We start from the raw sequence: 20,263 nt of genomic DNA, 5'->3' as shown, positions 1-20,263 counted from the left end.
GCAAATAGCGGGATAAATAAAAGAGCCAACTCATATGAGCTGGCTCTTTCTTCTCTTATTTTATAAAATTTCAATAGTTACGCTACATTGAAAAACAGCTAGATTTTACTTTTGTAACCCATTAATAATTGTATCTATATTCCATTTCATCATTTTCAAATAAGTATCTCCATCCTCACCTGATTTACCTAGTGAGTCTGTAAAGATTGTACCGGCAATCGGTACGTTTGTTTCTTTTGAAACAGTTTCCATGCTACGTCGATCTACACTAGTTTCTACAAATAGAGCTGGAACTTTGTTTGTTTGAATTAAACTTACAACATCTCGAATTTGATCTGGTGTACCTTGATTTTCTGAGTTAATTTCCCAAATGTATCCTGTCTTAATACCATATGCTTTTCCAAAGTATTTAAAAGCACCTTCACTGGAGATTAAGAAACGTTTTTCCTCCGGGATTTGATGAATTCTGTTTACTGTCTCATCATGTAATTTTTGAAGTTCTGCTACATACTTGTCGGCATTTTTAGTATAGAACTCTTTATTTTTAGGATCTTCTTTAATTAATGCTTTCTTCACATTTTCAGCGTATACAATACCATTGTTAATGTTCATCCAAGCATGTGGGTCTGGTTCTTTTTCTAATCCTTTTGTTTCTAAATAAATAGCTTCTACACCTTCACTTACTTTATAAACCGGTGCATCTTTCTCTGATTTATTTGCCGTTTTCAATAGCTTTTTAAACCACGCTCCGCCTTCTTCAAGGTTTAGCCCATTGTAAAACACCATATCTGCATCTGTCATTTTCATAACATCTTTTGGTAGCGGATCATATTCATGCGGGTTAGCTCCAATTGGAACAAGACTATGAATCTCAACTTTATCTCCACCAATTTGCTTCACCATATCATATATAATTGAGTATGTTGTTACAACTTTTAATTTTCCACTACCCTCTTCTTTTCCATTTGTGTTACTAGAACACGCTGTTAATGCAAATACGAACATACAAATTACCGATAATAAAATATTTTTAAATTTCATCATTATCCTCCAATCAATTATGACAACTCTGCTCTATTTTTTCTAATTTTGATAGCTCTCCAAAACAAACCTTGTGACGGTGAGAAAAAGAATGCTAATCCGAACAAGAATGTTGCAACAAGAACTATCGTTGCACCTGAAGCAAGATTATAAGAGAAACTAAAGAATAACCCCACTACAGATGAAAGCGCACCAATGCCTGCCGCTAAATAAATCATGACCCATAAACGGTTTGTTAATAAATACGCTGTAGCCGCTGGTGTGATCAGCATCGCAACAACCAAAATAATTCCCACGGTTTGAAGTGAAGCAACTGTAACCATTGTAAGTAGAATCATTAAGCCATAATGAATCCATTTATTTGGCAATCCATAACTTTGCGCCATCGTTGGATCAAAAGTAGATACAAGTAATTCTTTGTAAAATAAAATTACAAGACTAATAATGACCACTCCGATAATAAGTGTCATCCACATATCAGAAGAACGAACCGATAGAACATTCCCGAATAAAATATGGTACAAATCAGAACTACTCTTCATAAAGGTAATTAAAATAATTCCAACAGCGAAAACAGATGTAAACATAATCCCTATAGCCATATCATGTTTAATTCGACTATTTTGACTTACAAATCCAATTCCAACTGCAGTTATAACACCTGTTAAAACTGCTCCTATAAAATAGTTCATTCCAATCATATAAGAAAGCGCTACTCCTGGAAGAACAGCATGTGAAATGGCATCACCCATTAATGCCATACCTCGTAAAATAATAAAACATCCAATTACACCACAAATAACTCCTACCATCACGGAAGTTAATAACGCCTTCTGCAGAAAACCGTACTGCATTAACGCATCTATAAATTCTACAATCTTCATGATGAATGTACCTCCGCTGGATTATTGAAGAATATTCCTTGATTCACATATGCTTTTGACATAACTGTTGGTTCTAATACTTGTCGTACTTCCCCGTAATGAATTAAGCTCTTATTCAATAATAGTAATTTATCAAAATAGGACTCTGCTTTACTTAGGTCGTGATGTACAACAACAATTGTTTTCCCTTCTTTACGTAATTCTCTAAGAATTTTAATAATTGTCTCTTCACTCGTTACATCAATTCCAACAAACGGTTCATCTAAGAAAAATATCTCCGCCTTTTGTGCTAATGCTCTCGCTAAAAAGACACGTTGTTGTTGTCCGCCTGAAAGCTCACCAATTTGGCGATTTTTAAATTCCTCCATTCCGACTTTTTTTAGACATTCAAATGCCCAATCTCGATGCTCTTTCCTCGGTCTTTTCATCATCCCTAAAGATGGATACGTTCCAATTAGCACTACATCTAAAACTGTAATCGGGAAATCCCAATCTATATCACTTCTTTGTGGTACATACGCAATACGCTTTCTAGCGCTTCGAATATCCTCTCCAAGAACCCGAACATATCCCTTATCATTCGGGATTAAATCTAAAATAGCTTTCATCAAAGTCGACTTTCCTGCTCCGTTTGGACCAATAATCCCAACGAGCTTTCCTTTTTCAATCTCAAAAGAAACATTTTGAACTACTTGATTCCCTTGATAGGATACAAATAAATCTTTGACAATTATAGCCTCAGTCATTTTTTATGCATCCTCCTTTCTTTTTTTCGTATATGTAATTTTTTTGCGTAAAGGCAACTTTCAAACAAAAAAATATAATGCGAATGTAAATTCACAACTAAGTTTCCTTAAGGAAACTTTTTTATATGAGTCAAATTATATAAGCTAGATACAAATTTGTAAACTGCTTTTTACTAGTTTATGAATATATTGTGAAAACTTATCCCCTAAAAAACAAAAAATATCAAACTTTTCTTAATTCTTTTTGACACACATATTAGTCATTACTAATACGAATGGAGAGGATACAATTGTGCAACTCAAATGATTTAGATGTAAAAGCAAAGTTCATTCGTGGCTTTGCTGATAAAACAAGACTACAAATTCTTCAATGTATGATGGATGGTGAAAAAACAGTATCTGAAATTGTAGAAATCACCCAAGGAAATCAATCAAACGTATCTCAGCATCTAAATTGTTTAAAAGGATGCGGAATCATTCTAGGTAGACAAGAAGGAAAATACGTCCACTATTCCTTGCGCAATCAGCAAATTGAACAGTTACTCGCTATGTTTGATGTTGTCTTTCATGACGTACAAAATGTAGTAGCGTCATGTGATAAAAACGATGCTTGTTTATCTCAAAAAGGAGAAAACTGTCATGACAGATAAGAATGAGAAGGAAAAACAAACAATAATGTTGATTATATAAATTGGCTAGGTTTTATAACTATCCCCTTCTTAGTGTTAATTGCTTTTTGTATAATTACTTTGTTTATGGTTTTAACGAGATCAAAAACGAATGAATAAATAAAAATTCCTAACATATTCGTCATATATAATATGTCAGGAGCTTTATATTTTATCTGATAACCTACGAAATCTGCGTTTTGTCTATCTCTGGCTATATATATGTTATAAGAGTCTTTATTCTCTTCTTTCAGCAAAGCGTTTGATGCGTGCCCCGAGTTCATTATGCAATTGTCTAATCTATTTTTTGATTAATATATTCTAGCTTATATTAATCCATGTCTCTTAATAAATTTAAGAACCATAAAGTTACATATCATTTTGTATGGCCTGATTTCTTTTGTACAACAAGTAGTTGGCTGCTTAAGCTAGCTACTTTGTTGTACAAAAGAAAGTTTTTGACTTACTTTTTAATAGACTTAGATTTTAACCAAGTAAAAAGTACCTTCTCCATTTACTTTACAACATTCCCTACATAATAAAAATAGATGACTCAATTAGTTTCATTTCTGAAACATTTTAAGTCATCTATTTATCAATTTCATTTTTGATTTCTTGTAGTTCTACATGAGTGAATTTCCTGAACTCACAGCAGGTTAAGAGTTGCTGCTTCCAATTATTAAAATCAGTGTAATTTTTATATACATTTTCATGCCAGACATTTTTACATTCATCTCTACCCACTTTAACATTATATTTACTAATATCACTATTGGCATTTAACCATCCAGGATTTTCGAGAGCGTGTTTGTAGTTAAACGGTCTTAAATTAGCTTCTCGTTAACAATCTTTCTTCTCTGATGATTTATGTTTTACTCTATAAGAGAGAGAAGTAACTTGTTGGGAATATTTAAAACCCTTTTCAGATTTTTCGGAAATCCACTTCGAAACAGGTCTTAGTAAACTATTTATGCTAACAATAAGAATGGTGCCTGTTATAGCTATAAGTAAATAACCACTACCAGCTAACGTTCCTACAGCTGCAGAACACCATAAAGTTGCTGCGGTATCCAGTCCTCGAACTGTCAATCCATCTTTCATAATAACTCCAGCACCTAAAAAACCAATCCCGCTTACAATTTGAGAAGCAATTCTTGTAGGTGTATTATCGGTTGGAGTGAGTACACTTAATAGTACAAAAAGTGCAGCACCCACGGAAACAAGTATATTTGTACGTAATCCAGCTATGCAATTGTGCCATTGGCGCTCTAATCCAATCATTGCTCCAACAAGTATTGCTACAAGTAACCTAAGTAGAATGTCTAGTTCCATATTTCTGTCTCCTTAATTTCCATTCTTAATGATTATCATGATCTAAATTGACTTGTTGTAATGGAATCACCTTTGTTTTTTTTATAATTTTATAGCCGAACCAAAATACAAGAAACAGTAGTAAACCAATATAAGTAGCAAGCACTTCATACCAATCGACATGTGATCCCATAAAGGCTGAATAATTCTGCCCTAAAATAATAATAGTACATATTACAAAAGCCAAAATAGGACCGATGGGATACCACTTTGCTTGATACGGGAGCTTATTTAAATTCTTTTCTTGATGTAAAAAAGCCTGACGAAAACGATAATGGCTTATAGCAATTCCTAACCATGCAATAAATCCACAAAGTCCTGAAGCATTCAAAAGCCATATAAATGCTTGCCCTTCTCCAAATAAAGAAGCTGCAAACGCTACGATTGACACAGCCGTTGTCATAAGTAAAGCATTAATAGGAATACCTTGTTTATTTACTTTTTTTAAGCAATTTGGAGCTTTCCCTTCTTTTGCCATTACCCATAACATTCGGGTTGCAACATACATTCCAGAATTACCAGCTGATAGAACAGATATCAAGATAACCGCATTCATAATAGAAGCTGCAAATGCGAATCCAATTTTCTCAAAAACTAGGGTAAAGGGACTCATTGTAATATTACTAATGTCATTGTTAACTAGATTCTGATCTGTATAGGGAATTATGACTCCAATTATGCAAATGGTAAGTATGTAAAATAAGAGAATTCTCCAAAAGATTTGCCGCACAGCTTTTGGAATATGCTTTTCAGGAGCCTTACTTTCTCCAGCTACAACTCCGACCATTTCTGTACCTTGGAAGGAAAACCCCGCAATCATAAACACACTAAAAATGGAAAGAATACCTCCATGAAACGGTGCGTCTCCAATTGTTAGATTGTGAAATCCAATAGGATTCCCTTTGAAAATTCCGAATATCGTGGCTATTCCTAATATAATAAACGTGACTATAGTAATAACTTTTACAAGTGAAAGCCAAAACTCCATTTCTCCATAATGCTTCACTGAAAGAATATTAATTCCAAACATAAACAGTATGAATAACGCACTCCAAAGAATAGATGGACTATATGGAAACCAATATTTCATAAGAATAGCTCCTGATGAAATTTCAACTGCAAGAGTAATAGTCCAGCTAAACCAGTAATTCCAACCAATCGCAAAACCAAATGCAGGATCTACAAATTTAGCAGCATATGTACTAAAAGAACCAGATGTAGGCATATACGCTGCCATCTCTCCCAAGCTGGTCATCAACAGGTAAACAATACAACCCATCAACAAATAAGCTATAATTGCCCCACCAGGTCCTGCTGTATGAATCGTATTTCCACTTGCAATAAATAACCCAGTTCCAATGCTTCCACCTATAGAAATCATTGTTAAATGTCTCATCCCTAATTCTCTTCTTAATTCAGAAGGCTGGGAGTTAGAAGAAAAAGAAAAAAGTGAATTTCTCGTTTTTATGGGTGTTTCTTTCAAGTGTCTCATCCTTTTTTTGAATTATTTTCTAAAAAAGAGTATAAAAAAAGACACTAAAGTTCACCCAGTGTTTTTAAAAATCACCATAGTATCCCCTCTCGAAACGCTTACGAGGTTAGCTGTCGGATTCGGGCCTTGAGAGTAGCCCTACCTTCATTTAAGAAGGATTCACCCCGAGTGCAATCGCACAAAATTTGGTTCCCCCGCTCCATATGGATTCAGCGAATTGTGATATGAATTTATGTACAATATATTACTCCTATGCCCTCTTGTTTGTAAACAAGAAAATTAACGTTTTTTCAGCGGTAGATTTTTCGCGCTGTACACTTTATTTATAATTTGAATTCTTAAATTAAACTACATACTTAAAAAAAGTGAGAAGATAATTTGCTTAATAAAAACAGAGTATCTTCCTAATAAATTAATCTGAAAAATTATTTATGAAACGAGTTTTAGACCAATTGCGGCACTTAAAACCATACCTATAAAAACAAGTCTTCTCCAATCTTTTGATTCGTCATATAAAACCATACCTATAATTGCACCACCAGACGCACCAATTCCAGTCCAAATTGCATAAGCTGTTCCCATAGGTAGTGTTTCCATTGCATAAGCAAGGAATATAAAACTTAATCCAAATCCGAGGATTAAGAAAACTAATGATTGCCAATTTCGGTCTTTATGCAGTTTATTTATCATAGCAACACCAAACATTTCAAACAAACCTGCTAAGATTAAAGAAATCCATGCCATTACGATTCGTCACCTCCCTGAACTTTGTCATCTGTGACTAATTTCAAGCCAATTACTCCAGCTAATAAAAATAAAATCAAGAGTACTTTTCCCACTTTAAACGGTTCACCGAAGAATAGGATTTCAGAAAAGACAGTTCCAGCTGTACCTAACCCAACAAAAACAGCATAAACGGTTCCCACGGGAAGCTTTCTTCCTGCCATAATCATTAAATAAAAGCTGAAAAATATAGCAATGATAGTTCCCGTCCAAGTCCAAAAGTCATCAGCATATTTTAAACCAGTAACCCAAAAAATTTCAAAGAAAGCAGCAACAAATACTTTAATCCAGTCTTTACTCATCTAAAAGACACCTCCAGTTTTATTTTTACCAAAAAAAACAAAAAAAGCCTAAGAGATAATTGTTACACAGTTAATTGTGGAATATTTTAAATTTCTGTCACCTATTTTGCACTTAATGTTTTATACCTAGAAAGCTCACTAATCAGTTTTTAACACATTGGTGTGCCATAACTTTTAAAAGTTCAACATATTTTTTTGAATTCATGTAATCAACATGTTGATTTGCGAATCTCTTCATATTATCTTCTCGCTTCCCTTACTGTTTTTTTCTAATTTAGTTCAACTTCCTTGTTACATAATATTATTATGATTAAATATAATTTGTATGAAGGCTTAAGGAACGGTTGCTTTCATTTGAGTTATTTTAAATTTAAAAGCTTTTCATAATTAATACCAATGTATATTAGATATGAAAGAATGTAATATACAACATGTAAGGTCTCAATATAAAATGTTTTTTATTTGTAGCTGATATTGTAGCACTTTCAGGAAACACCAAAACATATAGTAATTAATTTAATTAAGTATCTGCAGAATCACTGTTTACTAAAAAGATGTCCACATATCTGTTCATGTTTACCTAGATTAAATCACAAAATCTCTTAAAAAAGGTATCTGTACCGTTTATTAGTTTTCATATACTTATTACATACCCAAGACGTAATCCTCCTATATACCGCCTATTACTAGAGGAAAAAATTGAATTTACAGAAGTGTAAGGTTTAAAAGAGACTGTAAAATAAGCATTAAATTATATTTAATAAGGAAGGGAACTAAAGCTCTCCCCTTCCTTTTCATATCAATTAAATATTTTTATGATAATTAAAACTTTTCTTACTTTACGACGTATAAGTGTAAGTAAATAATAAAACTCAACAAACATACATGTAATTTTGATCTTTGGTCTGCAGATTCCTTAATTACGCATTGTATTTTAATGCTATTAATTATTATTATGTAAAATATTCTAATTTTGCATTTGGAAAGAACTTTTTCATATAAGAATAAAGATAATTTTTTATATCCTCTTCTTCTTCTTTTCGATAGATATATTTACCAATTCCATATTTCCCCCATTTATATCTTCTTCTCTCTTCATCTAATTCTAATTTGGTCATAGGGTAGTTTTTTTCAATCACCCTCTTAGCTGGCTTTGTAAAACGATGTTGAATAAATTCAAATGTAATATCATCCCTTACATCAAGGGGTAATTCAGCATCAAGGCGTTCAAACATATGATAGTACCCGTCCTGCCACCCTTCATGAAGATAAATAGGAGCCACGATAAACCCCAGGGGATATCCTGCTCTGGCTACTTTTCCTGCTGCCTCAATTCGTTTAGCTAAGGGCGAAGTACCTGGCTCAAAGTTTTTAATAACATAATCAGCATTTACACTAAAGCGAAATCTTGTTTTTCCGTTATGTTTTGCATCAAGCAAGTGATCCACATGATGAAATTTCGTCACGAATCGTAATTCCCCATATTCAGAGCCTCCAAAATGTTCAATCGCACGCTTAAGAGTATGAGTTAAATGATCAATCCCTACAATATCTGATGTACACGAGGCTTCAAACCTTGTTAATTCAGGTATACGAGCCTCCATATATTTATCAGCAGCTTCTAGGATTTCATCGACATTTACATAAGTACGGATATATGGCTTACTCCCCATCGTTGTTTGTAAATAACAGTAATGACAATGCCCCATACACCCTGTTGCAAAAGGAATAGCATACTCTGCTGAAGGCTTTGAAGTATCAAATTTCAGAGTTTTTCTAACCCCAACAACAAGAGTAGACTTTGCTACTCGATACTTTTGAAAATCGTTATCGCCTGGCAAATCTCTCACTTGATTATGGGAAGTAGTATGCCGAATTTCAACATCCATCTTTGAAAACTTCTCAAAAAGCTCTTTCCCTAACGGATAATCTAATGCTTTTGGTTCAAAATATACAAGCTTAGGCATAAATGGGTTATTCATTCTAACATCTCCTCTGAAATATCCCCATAATAGTAATTGTACGCTTGGTTTGCCTCATCTTCGGTAGCATATACAGCCATCTCATTTGCTAGTGGATAATACGTTTCATAAAGAAATAGTGCTAATTCATTAGGTCTTTCAGGATTATTTACAACTGCTGCAGCTTGTATATTTGCTACATCCTGAGTGTGGGGATTTCGGTAAAAAATATAAACAATATCTCCAGCATGGTAAGCTTTACTTTCATTAGAAAATTCCATTCAATCACCTTTTCTTTTTATAAAATTCAATGTACAAAGTTATAAATTGTAAATGTTTTCCTGTAAATGCACTTTAAAATATGAATGTTGATTGTAATACACAAAAGGCAAGCATTAATATATGCTTGCCTTTTGTTCTAACGACGATGTTCTACAAGATCAATTACACCTAAAACAACATGAGCTAAACCAAATCCAAATACTGTATTTGCAATCATTTTATTAGTTCCACGAGTTTGTTTAAGAGCATAACCTGCTGCTGTCACTGCTGTACCTAGTGCCGTTGGAATTAATCCTTCACGAATATCCACAGTGATTGCCTCCTTGTATCGTAGTTAGTAATTTTGTTTTAATGCTTTAAGAGTAAAGTACTAAAACAGGTATTAGTATTTTTCTTTTCAGTAAAAATATGTGGAATTTTCACTGAAAAATATTTTTCATTCATTAAAGCACTAGAGACTGAAGAAAGATTCAATTTAATTTTCTTATCTGTTTTTCTTTTTACAATTATGATTAATCAAAACTACTTACGCCCATACTAATCTTTGTTTAATACATACTAAATATGGAGTTGAATTCAAAATGGAACATAAAGATAAAAATTCCACAGAAGCTGCACTATTACAATACAAATATGGATTGGGTTTATTTGCTGAGAAAATGCCAAAATTCACTGAACAATTTAATTCTTTTACAGAAGAGTGCTTCAAAGATGGTAAGTTATCAAAGAAGGAAAAACAATTGATTGCATTGGGTATAAGTCTTTATTCTCAGGATGAGTATTGCATCATTTATCATACAAAGGGATGTATTGATCAAGGTGCTTCAGAACAAGAAATCCTTGAAACGGTTGGAGTAACAGCTGCATTTGGCGGAGGCCCTACCATGAGTCAGGCAGTCACACTTGTTCAAGAATGTATAAAAGAATTAAATAACAACAATTAATTATAAGAAGATTTTCTTGAGCGGAAACTTTGTTTCTTTATTTCCGCTATTTCTATATATCGACTAACAAACATAAAAAACTTGAGCATTTTTATTATGCTCAAGTTTTCATTTACACCTCTAATTTATACTATAAATTGCCCAAGATAAGTATGTAGCAAACGCAGACCATAAAAGATATGGAATGAACAAACATACTGATACCTTAGATAAATTGGAAGAAAACACTATAAGAAGCAACGTAGTAATAGCAACTAGTAAACAATCTATTGTTGCTAAAAATAAATCTTTTTCGCTGAATTGAAAATAACTAAATGCTTGATTGCAGACATAATTTAAAAGGAATAAAAACCAAAATGTTTTTGGATTAAATCCATACTTATTGTAAATAATTGCAACTGATAATGCAATAAGTCCCTATAATACAGCCCAAATAATTCCGATTGTCATACTAGAAGGAGTCCAAGCAAGTTTTTCTAAGGCATCATACCAAATACGATCAATAGGAAATAAGTTACTCTTTTATATGGAGTTAATAATAAAATTTGTTCTTATTTTTTCACATCATATACTACTATCCTAGACGTTCTGCCCAATGAGTTACTCCCTATCTTAAAAAGCACTTATATAGAGTGCTCTTTTTTAATTTCTCTTTTTCTATAAAATGAAACCTTTGTTTGCAAGACTCTCTTTTTATTTTTTTCTGAATAAATTACCAAGTTCTTTACACATAGCATTGTTACAAAATAAAAGAACGTAATTAGAAATAAATTCTAAATTGCGTTCTTTTATTTAATATTAATTATTCATTTTCTTTATTAAACTCTCTTTTATCTCCCTTAAAGATTCCCTCTATTTTCCCTTACTATTATTAAAATGAGCGGATCAGAAAAATCATCAATTATCTGTACACATTCCTGCTTCCTCGATTTTGCGGGATGAGTCTTATTAAATTTTTAGTCTACAAGCTCCTGATAAGTTAGCACTATATTCTGGTAACAGTCTTTTTTCAATTAATAACACTAAAGAAATAAATCCTGACCTATATGAACCATAGTCTTCGGCATATTCAAGTATTTTTGCGAAGTCATATGAGTTCTCTGCATAAATTTATGAGCACATATATAAATTTTTAAAAACATCATATTCACTATCATCAACATTTCGAATGATAGTTTTATAAAGAGGTATAATTGTATACAAACGAAAGAGCCTACTCACACGATTTGGCTCTTTCTCTACTTATTAGCGAGGACAATCTTTCTCCCCTTACTCTATAAACTTTCAAATGTTCTTCTAACCGCCCCACATCATCTAACATACTTAACGTTTTTTTAACGAAGTTCCAATTCAAAGCACCAGATAACCATAATAATGAAGAAAGTCTCTTATAATCATTTGAGGTTAAAATATTATGGGCCCTATACCCTTCTAAAAATGAAATAGCAACACTTGAATATACTTCATGTGACTCTATTCCTTTTGTCCGGGAATACCACTTTATTAAAAAGGCTAACCCTTCAATACGATCAATATATCCAATCGATTCAAAATCTACAATTCCTTTTACACATTGATTTGAGTTCCATATGACATTTAAAGGATTTAAATCTGTTTGTACAATAAACCTCAAATCAGTCGTATATGCGCATTCTATATGATACTTTGCTAGATCCATATACCTCTGCAATTCCTTACATGTACCACCCTTATTTTCTAACAACTTTATAAACTCACCATATCCATCTAAATGAGATAACAGAATATTCTATATTCGTTTTAATAATTGTTTTAAACCAATGAAATATATAATAAAAAAGAACCAATCCCCTATATAATAGAAAATTGGCTCTTTCCTTTATTTACTCCCCTGTTTCAGAAAATCGTTTTATACGTTCACCAATCTCATCGCGAACACGTTGAAATTCAGACCACTCTTTTCCTGCTGGATCATCAAATCCCCAGTGAACACGATTTACGTGCGGAGATGTCGAAGGACAAACAGAATCCGCATGACTACAAAGCGTAACAACTAAATCAGCGTTATTTAAAATATTTGAATCAATCATATCCGATGTTTGATTCGTTATGTCAATATTTACTTCGTTCATTGCTTTAATAGCATTTGGATTTACTCCGTGTGCTTCAATTCCTGCAGAATATACATTCCACTTATCTCCTAAATATTGTTTCCCCCAGGCTTCTGCCATTTGGCTGCGGCATGAATTTCCTGTGCATAAAAAGTAGATTGTCTTTTTGTTTTCCATGTTGTTTTCCACCTTTGTTTTTAAATTATACTGGTTGATCATTAAAATATTTACGCTTAAACCAAAAAGCGACGTTTACAAGTGCAATCATGACAGGTACTTCAACTAAAGGACCGATAACCGCTGCAAATGCTGCGCCTGAATGAATACCAAACACACCAACTGCTACAGCAATCGCTAACTCGAAGTTATTGCTACCTGCTGTAAATGCTAACGTTGTTGTTACCGGATAGTTTGCACCAATTTTTCTTCCCATAAAGAAAGAAACAAAGAACATCACAATAAAATAGATTAATAACGGAATCGCTATTCTTACTACATCTAGCGGCACGCTAACAATCATTTCCCCTTTTAAAGAGAACATAACGATGATCGTAAATAGCAATGCAATTAATGTAAGTGGACTAATCTTAGGTATAAACACCTTTTCATACCACTGTCTTCCTTTTAGCTTTACTAGTACAAAACGTGTCAACATACCTGCTATAAAAGGAATTCCCAAATAGATAAATACTGATTTCGCTACTTCTACCATTGTAATATCGACAATAGCCCCTTCAATGCCTAACCATTCCGGAATTACTGTTACAAACACGTATGCATAAAGGGAGAAGAATAACATTTGGAATACCGAGTTAAAAGCCACTAAACCTGCCGCATACTCTTTATCTCCATCAGCAAGATCGTTCCAAACAATCACCATTGCAATACAACGGGCTAAACCAATCATAATGAGTCCGACCATGTATTCAGGCTTATCTGGAAGAAAAATAATTGCTAAAACAAACATAAGTACCGGACCAATAATCCAGTTTTGTACTAAAGATAGAACTAACACTTTTACATCTTTAAATACTCGGCCCATTTCCTCATAGCGAACTTTCGCTAATGGTGGATACATCATTACAATTAAACCAATAGCGAGCGGAATAGACGTCGTGCCAACTTGTAATGTATTCAGTCCGTCTACTACACTAGGAAACACAAATCCTAAACCAATTCCAATAGCCATCGCTAGAAAGATCCATAGTGTTAAATATCGGTCTAGAAAAGATAAACGTTTCATTTTATTTTCCATCTCCCATTAACAACAAGAATTTTTAGCTACTTCATTAGAAGTCGTGCAACAAGATGACTCTTCTATTTTATGAACATCACTATCTGCTTTTGTATAAAAGAACTCCCACTCGTTACCATCAGGATCCGTTACCCAAAACTTATCTTGTACCGCATAGCAACAAGTAGTATCCATCTCATCACGCGCAAAGAAACCCTCTTTTTCTAATCTTTCTTTATGTAATGTGATTTCTTCAGCTGTATCCACTTGGAAACCAAAATGATTTACCTGATTTCCCTTCACTTCATCTCGCACGTTCAGCGTGAAATTAAGTCCTGGCATCTCTAATAAAAATTTTGCATAATCCGTTTTCACCTTAACTGGTGACACACCAAATACCTTTTCGTAAAATTCAATAGACTTCTCTAAATTAGTAACATTTATACCAACATGAACATATCTCATAGCTTATTCCTCCTCTTTACATGTTATTAATCAAGTTTTTTTGATTAATAGTGTAAAATTTTAACAACAGCTTCCTTTGCCGGTTTTTCTAAAAATACAACACAATTCTTCTGATAATAAATTATTTACTTCCGCATCATTTAAATCATAATAACTCCACGTACCTTTTGTTTCTTTTACAATTAAACCTGCATCTAATAAAATCTTTAAATGATATGACAACTTAGATTGCGTCATTTCAAAAATCTCTGTTAAATCACATACACAAGTCTGGCCTCGCTGACAAAGTTCATACATAATCTCTAAACGCTTCTGATCAGCCAACGCTTTAAATTTTTTCTCATAGAGCTGAAAATCTTGTGCCACTGTAGTTCACTCTCCCTTCATCAACTTTTTTTGATATTTATAGTATATACGCTGATTAAGCCCTTATGCAACTAATTAATCAAGTTTTTTTGATTTATAAAAACCTTCCTCGCATCATATCTTTGCTACAACTAAAAAGGACCATAGCCTTTTCAAAAATGAAAAACTACGGTTTTTGTTACAACTTAATAGTGAAAATATTTCCAAGGAGTGGAGTCTCTATATTTTTTAAAAAATTTCAATTTGATAATTGTAGAGTGCTGCCCTTATAAACAAAAGCCTCCTGAAACATCTAAGATTTGCCCCGTTACCCAGCGACTATCAGAAGAAGCAAGGAACGCTACTGCATCTGCAATATCTTCAACTTGCCCTATTCGTCCAAACACAGATGAATTCGTAGCAAAATTTCGTATTTCCGGATTATCTAGCAATTTCGCATTCATATCTGTCTTCGTATATCCCGGCATAATTGTATTCACTGTTATATCTCTTTCTCCAAGATATTTAGCTAGAGGAAGTGTCATCGTATTAAGCGCACCTTTACTTAAACCGTATGCAATTGATCCTGTAAAACCAAGCCGTACTTCAGCTGATGAAATGTTAATAATACGTCCTTGTTCTCGTAGAAGCGGTAATGTTTGCTGAATTAAGAAGAACGGTGCCTTCATATTTACGGCGATAATTTCATCAAAAACTTCTTCTGTCGTATTTTCAATCGTTCCTTGTGTACCTATGCCTGCATTGTTTACTAAAATATCAATCTCTGATGTACCAACTCTTGTTTGTAATTCATTTTTTAATTGTTCTACTAGCTTTTTGACACCATCAATTGAATTGAGCTCAGCTTCAATTACGAACGCTTTTCCTCCATTAGATTCAATCTCACTAATCGTTTCATCTGCAGCTGTTTTATTTCGGCCGTAGTGAATCACAACTAATGCCCCATCTTTCGCCAATCTCATTGCAATGGCACGGCCAATGCCGCGACTCGCTCCTGTTACTAACGCTACTTTCCCATCAAGATTTTTCATTTTTTCCATCCTCCCTAAATTTCCGTTTAATAAATCCTATACTTATATTTTTATTCAAAAACCAATAATTTCAAATATAGATTTATAGGTAATTTAGTTCGTTCACTTATGATATTATAGTTATAATTTGTGATTTACTTAAAAAATAAAATAAGGAGGCTACACAATGCAAAACACAGTAAAACTGGATGAAATCGATCATAAAATTATGAACTTGTTGTATGAAAATGCGAGAATTTCTGTTTCAGAAATAGGACGAATTATATCCATGACGCAACCTGCTGTAAAAGAGCGTATTAACAAACTTGAAGATCAAGGGGTTATAGCTGCTTACCGAACGAAATTTGAGCCTTCCAAAATTAATAAGAACATTCAAGCATTCATCATGTTTAAAACGAGTCAATGCTCTGATTTTATCCAATATTGTAATGCCGCTCCTGAAGTAACAGATTTATATCGAATTAGCGGGGAATTTAATTATATGATGAAAGTCATGAGCGATTCGATGGATTCTCTCGCTGCATTTTTAGACTCTTTAATGCAATTTGGATTATCGTCTCCTTTAATTGTTTTAAAGAGTGAATTTGAGGAGAAATTGTCGTTTTGATAAAGAAATAAGAGAATTGACATCTCAATGTGAAAATGAACACTTTATTTAAATTGATAGGCACCAGCTTTCCTCAAAAAAGAAAAAGGAGTGGATGATCCACTCCTTTTAACCCTCTACCCCTGATTCCTCTGCGCCTCTCTAAACTCCTCTTTCACCTTCTCTAACAGTCCTTTTTCTGTAATTAATCGATACGCTGTATTTGCTAATGCTTTTGCCGATGTAATTAACGCTTTATCTCCTAGTTCTGAACGTGCTGCTTCTCTAAATTCATTCGTATGTGCAATTAAGTCATCTGGTCCGATTTTAATGTACGGGTGAATGGTCGGTACGACTTGGCTTACGTTTCCGGCGTCGGTTGAACCGATCCCTACTCTTTCTTTGCGATTTACATCTTCACCTAATAGTTCTAATTCTTCCGCTACGATGTCGTTATATGTTTTTGTTACGAGTAGTTCATCGATTTCATTTTGGAATTGATGGATTTTTACTTTTGCGCCTGTTGCTAACGCTGCTCCTTGTGCAATATTTCTTACTTTTTCTGTTACTTCCGCACATCTTTTTCGCGTAGCTGCACGGATGAAGAACCGTGCGGCAGCGTAGTCAGGAATAATGTTAGGTGCTTTTCCGCCCTCTGTAATGACGCCATGAATTCTCACATCTGACGGAAGTTGTTGGCGAAGTGCGTTAATACCGTTATAAAGCTGAATTACCGCGTCTAATGCGTTAATCCCTTCTTCAGGTGAAGCTGCGGCGTGAGCTGTTTTTCCGTAAAAATGAAAATCAAGTGGATCGACTGCTAATGAAGGACTCGTCGTCGCTGTCTTTCCGCTCGGATGAATCATAAGCGCTGCATCGATATTTTTAAATAACCCAGCTTTTACATAACTCGACTTTGCGCTACCGTTTGGCCCGCCTTCTTCTGCTGGTGTTCCAAACACGACAACTTCTCCGCCGATTTCTTCAAGCGTTTCTGATAATGCGATTGCTGCCGCAACGCTAATTGTGCCAATTAAATTGTGACCACACGCATGACCGAGTCCTGGTAAAGCATCATACTCAGCTAAAAATGCGATAACTGGTCCTTGTTTCCCTGAACTTTTTCGTGCGATAAAACCTGTTTCATGACCAGCTATATTGTGCTGCAACTGAAATCCTGCACTACCTAGTAATAAACTTAACGTTCTTGATGCATAAAATTCTTGGTTACCAATCTCCGGATTCCCATGAATATCATGACTTGTTTTTATGTACTTTTCCTTATTTCTTTCGATACTCTCTTCAATTGTTTTTCTTTGTGACGTTACTCCTGTCGCTCCCATTTTTCTTCCTCCTTTTATTTTCACGTAAAAAAGCCTCTTTCTAAAAGATAGAAAGAGGCTTCTGTATATACAGTCAAAATGAGCTTCTTTCTTATCTTTCAAGTTACCTTGCTGGAATTGGCACAGTATTCATAAAGAATCCGCTGCCGAGGTGTCATAGGGCCAGTCCCTCAACCTCTCGTGATAAGAATTTTCATAAAATTATATTAAATTATATTAAATTATTTTCATTCTAAATTTATTCCGAATAAAAGTCAAGGAATTCCTATCCGAATTTACCGAATATCTAAAAACCCTTTTAATACACCAATTGTTTCAGGTGCTTGTAATCTTGCACATATGTACGGAAATTCCGTACTACCTTCAAACATCATTTGAGATGTGAGAGGTGCCCCTGCCCAAAAGATTTCATCATCGATTACTATAAATGGGAACGCTTTGTTTTGCCTTTGTAACTTTACATTCTTTAATGGAACTGGTCCGTCACTATATACCGTTACTTGTGCATTCGTACGCATTAACGCTTGCCATACTCGTTTATCTACTTGCTTCGTACTTGGAAGTGAAATAATGATTTTTCGTTTTGCAGCTAAAATATCTTTTAATAGCCCTTTCGTTTCCTCGAGATTCATTTCCATAAACCAGCGTAATCGTTTCGATATTTTTCTCTCCCATAATTGTCTTGATGTCGTGCGATCATACACATCTCCGTGACGTTCTATATGAGCTGTTAATTGTGATAACGCTTGTTTTCTCGAAAGATTTTTACGCATATAATGGCAATCCGATAATTGAATGAACTTCCCTCTCGCTCTCGTTACTGCTACATTGACGAGACGATGGTTTTTATGATCAAAGAATAACACACCAGGTCGTTCTTGCGGATAACTATCAACTGTATCAAAGATCATCATATCTCTTTCAGACCCTTGAAACTTATGAACTGTTGCCGCTAATACTGGTATGTTTTGATATTTCGTTCTCTGCAACATTTCCCTGATACACGTTGATAAAAAGCGTGACTGCGCCCTGTAAGGCGTAACCACACCGATAGATTGCACACCATCTAGCAGTCCGATTAACATCATTTGCATCGCTACTAAACCAGACATAATATTAAAACGAGAACCAGATGCAGCGTCTTTTAAGGAAAATGCTCCCATTAAGCTCGTATCAAATAAAACACTCGCCTCATTTGCGAACGGCTGCAATTGCGCAAGTTCTTTACGCTCTGAAACAGACGGATGGTCATATACTCTATTTTTATAAATAAATGAGTTTGTAAACTTCGATATATCCGCATGCATACGTCTTTGTTCCTGCAACATAAAAAGGTTGGGATGTGCTTCTGATTTATTTACAGAATCAACAATCCCTGCATGGTAAAACATATCTTCGCCGAGCCATTTTCTAACAAGTTCATGGTTTGCCATCGCAATCGGAGGCAATTGTAAAAAGTCGCCACAAACGACGATACGTTTTCCAAGAGAAGCAGCTAATGCGATTTGCGGCACATATGCCATACTTACTTCATCTACGACAACTAAATCAAATGTACGCTCATAAATAAGTGAATCAATGGCACATTTCGATAAAGTCGCACCGATTACTTGCGCATTTTCAATATATTCTTTTTCTACTTCTTTAATTTTCGCTTTTTGCTTTCGAAGATCACTTTCAATCTCTTGTATACGCTTCTTATCAGCAGAAGTCGCTTTATATGATAAAATCTTTTCACGAAGATCTTGTCGTGTCTCTTCTAAATAGAGTCTTTCTTCTCCCCAAGATCCGTTCGTCGTTTCAACTAACTTCGATGCAAGTAACGTTTCATGATTTCGTATATGTTCATGTTGGCTAAAACCGTAACGAACGATTTCACCAGGTGTCCATTTCTTTTTCTTCTCAATTTGCTTCGTTACTTCGCTCATTAATACGTCAACTGCCGCATTACTATGAGCTAACACAAGTACCGATTTTCCTTTTTGATAATGAGCCGAAATAATACGTGATAAATTGTACGACTTCCCTGTTCCAGGCGGTCCCCACACATACGTTGTCGGATTGTAAAAAGAACGGTAAGCCAATTCATTTTTCGTATTTTTCATCTTTTCAATATGTTTCGGACTGCTCGTCCCATCAACAAGACGCTTTATACGATTACGTTTCAGCTTATCTTTATGTGCTTCTTTCAATCTCTCTTGCAGTTGTTCTAACAATTGCCACGGTTCACTGTATAAAACAGCTTCTCGTATTTCGCCTTGTATATAATCATTTAACTTCAATTCGATTTCTAATCCATGTACAGATAATACTTCCCCCGTCGCTTCCTCACCATCGAACTCAATTCGAATTGGTGAACCTTCAGGTAAACTTACTTCCGATATAAGCTGAAATACGTATACTGTACTTTCATAATCTGTATATAAAAAACGACCGTTAATGATAGAGATTTTACTACCACCTATCGTTTTCCAATGTTTAATTTCATATGCTAATGCATAATGCCACTCTTTCATTGTTTCCGATAATGAAGGAGTTTGAGTAGTTGTATTCATAGTATAATCTCCTTCCTTCTCCCCAAACATACTTTCTCACTATACCATATAACACGCTAAAATTTGTAAGGTTTTTATCTTGCTTATTTTCTTAATTTTCAATAATATATTGTATATAA

General features: G+C 34.2%; 20 protein-coding genes, 3 pseudogenes and 2 riboswitches. Of the genes and pseudogenes, 4 read left to right on the top strand and 19 right to left on the bottom strand.

Features of this window, described 5'->3' with window-relative positions:
* Positions 1 to 105: 105 nt before the first annotated feature.
* The 3 genes from mntA to QCI75_RS11640 are packed head-to-tail and all read right to left on the bottom strand — an operon-like array spanning position 106 to position 2,671.
* Positions 106 to 1,041 (bottom strand): manganese ABC transporter substrate-binding protein/adhesin MntA, encoded by a 936-nt coding sequence (gene mntA, locus QCI75_RS11650; RefSeq protein ID WP_144506256.1) that lies wholly within the window; start codon positions 1,039 to 1,041, stop codon positions 106 to 108.
* A 17-nt stretch (positions 1,042 to 1,058) separates the two neighbouring features.
* On the bottom strand, positions 1,059 to 1,925 hold the full coding sequence (locus tag QCI75_RS11645; RefSeq protein WP_199709687.1) for a metal ABC transporter permease: 867 nt from the start codon (positions 1,923 to 1,925) through the stop codon (positions 1,059 to 1,061).
* Positions 1,922 to 2,671 (bottom strand): metal ABC transporter ATP-binding protein, encoded by a 750-nt coding sequence (locus QCI75_RS11640; protein ID WP_144506258.1) that lies wholly within the window; start codon positions 2,669 to 2,671, stop codon positions 1,922 to 1,924. The genes QCI75_RS11645 and QCI75_RS11640 overlap by 4 nt, the downstream gene beginning before the upstream one ends.
* A gap of 290 nt (positions 2,672 to 2,961) precedes the next feature.
* Between QCI75_RS11640 and QCI75_RS11635 the strand changes: the two genes are divergently transcribed.
* Together QCI75_RS11635 and QCI75_RS11630 are read left to right on the top strand one after the other, a co-directional pair.
* Complete coding sequence (locus QCI75_RS11635) at positions 2,962 to 3,321, top strand: ArsR/SmtB family transcription factor (RefSeq protein ID WP_353760513.1); 360 nt, start codon at positions 2,962 to 2,964, stop codon at positions 3,319 to 3,321.
* 24 nt (positions 3,322 to 3,345) lie between these two features.
* Positions 3,346 to 3,459: pseudogene (locus QCI75_RS11630) on the top strand (disulfide bond formation protein B); the annotation flags it as partial.
* A 720-nt stretch (positions 3,460 to 4,179) separates the two neighbouring features.
* On the opposite strand, the gene QCI75_RS11625 reads toward QCI75_RS11630, so the two are convergent.
* From QCI75_RS11625 to QCI75_RS11595, 7 genes are all read right to left on the bottom strand, one after another.
* On the bottom strand, positions 4,180 to 4,671 hold the full coding sequence (locus QCI75_RS11625; RefSeq protein WP_144506260.1) for an MgtC/SapB family protein: 492 nt from the start codon (positions 4,669 to 4,671) through the stop codon (positions 4,180 to 4,182).
* Positions 4,672 to 4,696: 25 nt separating this feature from the next.
* The gene (locus QCI75_RS11620; RefSeq protein WP_144506261.1) at positions 4,697 to 6,193 is read right to left on the bottom strand and encodes an amino acid permease; all 1,497 of its coding nucleotides are present in this window, start codon (positions 6,191 to 6,193) and stop codon (positions 4,697 to 4,699) included.
* A gap of 88 nt (positions 6,194 to 6,281) precedes the next feature.
* Positions 6,282 to 6,427, bottom strand: a riboswitch (cyclic di-AMP (ydaO/yuaA leader).
* Between the two features lie 204 nt (positions 6,428 to 6,631).
* Entirely contained in the window at positions 6,632 to 6,946 is a 315-nt protein-coding gene (locus tag QCI75_RS11615) for a DMT family transporter (protein ID WP_144506262.1), read from the bottom strand.
* Positions 6,946 to 7,287 (bottom strand): DMT family transporter, encoded by a 342-nt coding sequence (locus QCI75_RS11610; protein ID WP_353760512.1) that lies wholly within the window; start codon positions 7,285 to 7,287, stop codon positions 6,946 to 6,948. Before QCI75_RS11610 ends, QCI75_RS11615 begins: the two co-directional genes overlap by 1 nt.
* 953 nt (positions 7,288 to 8,240) lie before the next feature.
* A complete protein-coding gene (gene splB / locus QCI75_RS11605; RefSeq protein WP_353760511.1) occupies positions 8,241 to 9,269 on the bottom strand; it encodes a spore photoproduct lyase in 1,029 nt (342 codons plus the stop codon).
* The gene (locus QCI75_RS11600; protein ID WP_353760510.1) at positions 9,266 to 9,529 is read right to left on the bottom strand and encodes a transcriptional regulator SplA domain-containing protein; all 264 of its coding nucleotides are present in this window, start codon (positions 9,527 to 9,529) and stop codon (positions 9,266 to 9,268) included. The genes splB and QCI75_RS11600 overlap by 4 nt, the downstream gene beginning before the upstream one ends.
* Before the next feature lie 137 nt (positions 9,530 to 9,666).
* On the bottom strand, positions 9,667 to 9,840 hold the full coding sequence (locus QCI75_RS11595; protein ID WP_000354585.1) for a hypothetical protein: 174 nt from the start codon (positions 9,838 to 9,840) through the stop codon (positions 9,667 to 9,669).
* Between the two features lie 271 nt (positions 9,841 to 10,111).
* Here QCI75_RS11595 and QCI75_RS11590 point away from each other — a divergent pair, with 271 nt between their 5' ends.
* Complete coding sequence (locus QCI75_RS11590) at positions 10,112 to 10,474, top strand: carboxymuconolactone decarboxylase family protein (RefSeq protein ID WP_144506265.1); 363 nt, start codon at positions 10,112 to 10,114, stop codon at positions 10,472 to 10,474.
* A gap of 120 nt (positions 10,475 to 10,594) precedes the next feature.
* Here the strand turns inward: QCI75_RS11590 and QCI75_RS11585 are convergent.
* The 7 genes and pseudogenes from QCI75_RS11585 to QCI75_RS11555 form a co-directional block, all read right to left on the bottom strand.
* Positions 10,595 to 10,978, bottom strand: a pseudogene (locus tag QCI75_RS11585) (TspO/MBR family protein).
* 709 nt (positions 10,979 to 11,687) lie between these two features.
* Positions 11,688 to 12,230 (bottom strand): annotated as a pseudogene (locus QCI75_RS11580) (phosphotransferase); the annotation flags it as partial.
* A gap of 106 nt (positions 12,231 to 12,336) precedes the next feature.
* Entirely contained in the window at positions 12,337 to 12,741 is a 405-nt protein-coding gene (arsC, locus tag QCI75_RS11575; protein ID WP_353760509.1) for an arsenate reductase (thioredoxin), read from the bottom strand.
* A 25-nt stretch (positions 12,742 to 12,766) separates the two neighbouring features.
* Positions 12,767 to 13,807 (bottom strand): ACR3 family arsenite efflux transporter, encoded by a 1,041-nt coding sequence (gene arsB / locus QCI75_RS11570; protein ID WP_353760508.1) that lies wholly within the window; start codon positions 13,805 to 13,807, stop codon positions 12,767 to 12,769.
* Positions 13,808 to 13,825: 18 nt separating this feature from the next.
* On the bottom strand, positions 13,826 to 14,263 hold the full coding sequence (locus QCI75_RS11565; RefSeq protein WP_353760507.1) for an ArsI/CadI family heavy metal resistance metalloenzyme: 438 nt from the start codon (positions 14,261 to 14,263) through the stop codon (positions 13,826 to 13,828).
* Positions 14,264 to 14,323: 60 nt separating this feature from the next.
* Entirely contained in the window at positions 14,324 to 14,629 is a 306-nt protein-coding gene (arsR, locus tag QCI75_RS11560; protein WP_000046014.1) for an arsenical resistance operon transcriptional regulator ArsR, read from the bottom strand.
* Positions 14,630 to 14,895: 266 nt separating this feature from the next.
* Positions 14,896 to 15,660, bottom strand: a complete 765-nt coding sequence (locus QCI75_RS11555) for an SDR family oxidoreductase (RefSeq protein ID WP_353760506.1) — start codon at positions 15,658 to 15,660, stop codon at positions 14,896 to 14,898.
* A gap of 166 nt (positions 15,661 to 15,826) precedes the next feature.
* Between QCI75_RS11555 and QCI75_RS11550 the strand changes: the two genes are divergently transcribed.
* Positions 15,827 to 16,267, top strand: coding sequence for an Lrp/AsnC family transcriptional regulator (locus QCI75_RS11550; RefSeq protein ID WP_001181721.1), 441 nt, complete (start codon positions 15,827 to 15,829; stop codon positions 16,265 to 16,267).
* A 116-nt stretch (positions 16,268 to 16,383) separates the two neighbouring features.
* On the opposite strand, the gene QCI75_RS11545 is transcribed toward QCI75_RS11550, so the two are convergent.
* Positions 16,384 to 17,589 (bottom strand): M20 family metallopeptidase, encoded by a 1,206-nt coding sequence (locus QCI75_RS11545; RefSeq protein ID WP_353760505.1) that lies wholly within the window; start codon positions 17,587 to 17,589, stop codon positions 16,384 to 16,386.
* 88 nt (positions 17,590 to 17,677) lie between these two features.
* A riboswitch (SAM riboswitch) is annotated at positions 17,678 to 17,779 on the bottom strand.
* Positions 17,780 to 17,864: 85 nt separating this feature from the next.
* Positions 17,865 to 20,174, bottom strand: a complete 2,310-nt coding sequence (locus QCI75_RS11540) for an AAA domain-containing protein (protein ID WP_144506272.1) — start codon at positions 20,172 to 20,174, stop codon at positions 17,865 to 17,867.
* Positions 20,175 to 20,263: the final 89 nt, after the last annotated feature.

Origin of the sequence: Bacillus cereus group sp. RP43 (genome assembly GCF_040459645.1) — a bacterium.
GTDB classification, from domain to species: Bacteria; Bacillota; Bacilli; order Bacillales; family Bacillaceae_G; genus Bacillus_A; species Bacillus_A mycoides_C.
The sequence above is the reverse complement of the archived record's forward strand: the minus strand, read 5'-3'. Positions and strand labels throughout refer to the sequence as shown.

What these genes read in the sequence shown, in the direction of transcription:
- mntA (WP_144506256.1), bottom strand. Translation starts at nt 1,041, where the DNA reads ATGAAATTTAAAAATATTTTATTATCGGTAATTTGTATGTTCGTATTT.
- QCI75_RS11645 (WP_199709687.1), bottom strand. Translation starts at nt 1,925, where the DNA reads ATGAAGATTGTAGAATTTATAGATGCGTTAATGCAGTACGGTTTTCTG.
- QCI75_RS11640 (WP_144506258.1), bottom strand. Translation starts at nt 2,671, where the DNA reads ATGACTGAGGCTATAATTGTCAAAGATTTATTTGTATCCTATCAAGGG.
- QCI75_RS11625 (WP_144506260.1), bottom strand. Translation starts at nt 4,671, where the DNA reads ATGGAACTAGACATTCTACTTAGGTTACTTGTAGCAATACTTGTTGGA.
- QCI75_RS11615 (WP_144506262.1), bottom strand. Translation starts at nt 6,946, where the DNA reads ATGGCATGGATTTCTTTAATCTTAGCAGGTTTGTTTGAAATGTTTGGT.
- QCI75_RS11610 (WP_353760512.1), bottom strand. Translation starts at nt 7,287, where the DNA reads ATGAGTAAAGACTGGATTAAAGTATTTGTTGCTGCTTTCTTTGAAATT.
- splB (WP_353760511.1), bottom strand. Translation starts at nt 9,269, where the DNA reads ATGAATAACCCATTTATGCCTAAGCTTGTATATTTTGAACCAAAAGCA.
- QCI75_RS11600 (WP_353760510.1), bottom strand. Translation starts at nt 9,529, where the DNA reads ATGGAATTTTCTAATGAAAGTAAAGCTTACCATGCTGGAGATATTGTT.
- QCI75_RS11590 (WP_144506265.1), top strand. Translation starts at nt 10,112, where the DNA reads ATGGAACATAAAGATAAAAATTCCACAGAAGCTGCACTATTACAATAC.
- arsC (WP_353760509.1), bottom strand. Translation starts at nt 12,741, where the DNA reads ATGGAAAACAAAAAGACAATCTACTTTTTATGCACAGGAAATTCATGC.
- arsB (WP_353760508.1), bottom strand. Translation starts at nt 13,807, where the DNA reads ATGAAACGTTTATCTTTTCTAGACCGATATTTAACACTATGGATCTTT.
- QCI75_RS11565 (WP_353760507.1), bottom strand. Translation starts at nt 14,263, where the DNA reads ATGAGATATGTTCATGTTGGTATAAATGTTACTAATTTAGAGAAGTCT.
- QCI75_RS11555 (WP_353760506.1), bottom strand. Translation starts at nt 15,660, where the DNA reads ATGAAAAATCTTGATGGGAAAGTAGCGTTAGTAACAGGAGCGAGTCGC.
- QCI75_RS11550 (WP_001181721.1), top strand. Translation starts at nt 15,827, where the DNA reads ATGCAAAACACAGTAAAACTGGATGAAATCGATCATAAAATTATGAAC.
- QCI75_RS11545 (WP_353760505.1), bottom strand. Translation starts at nt 17,589, where the DNA reads ATGGGAGCGACAGGAGTAACGTCACAAAGAAAAACAATTGAAGAGAGT.
- QCI75_RS11540 (WP_144506272.1), bottom strand. Translation starts at nt 20,174, where the DNA reads ATGTTTGGGGAGAAGGAAGGAGATTATACTATGAATACAACTACTCAA.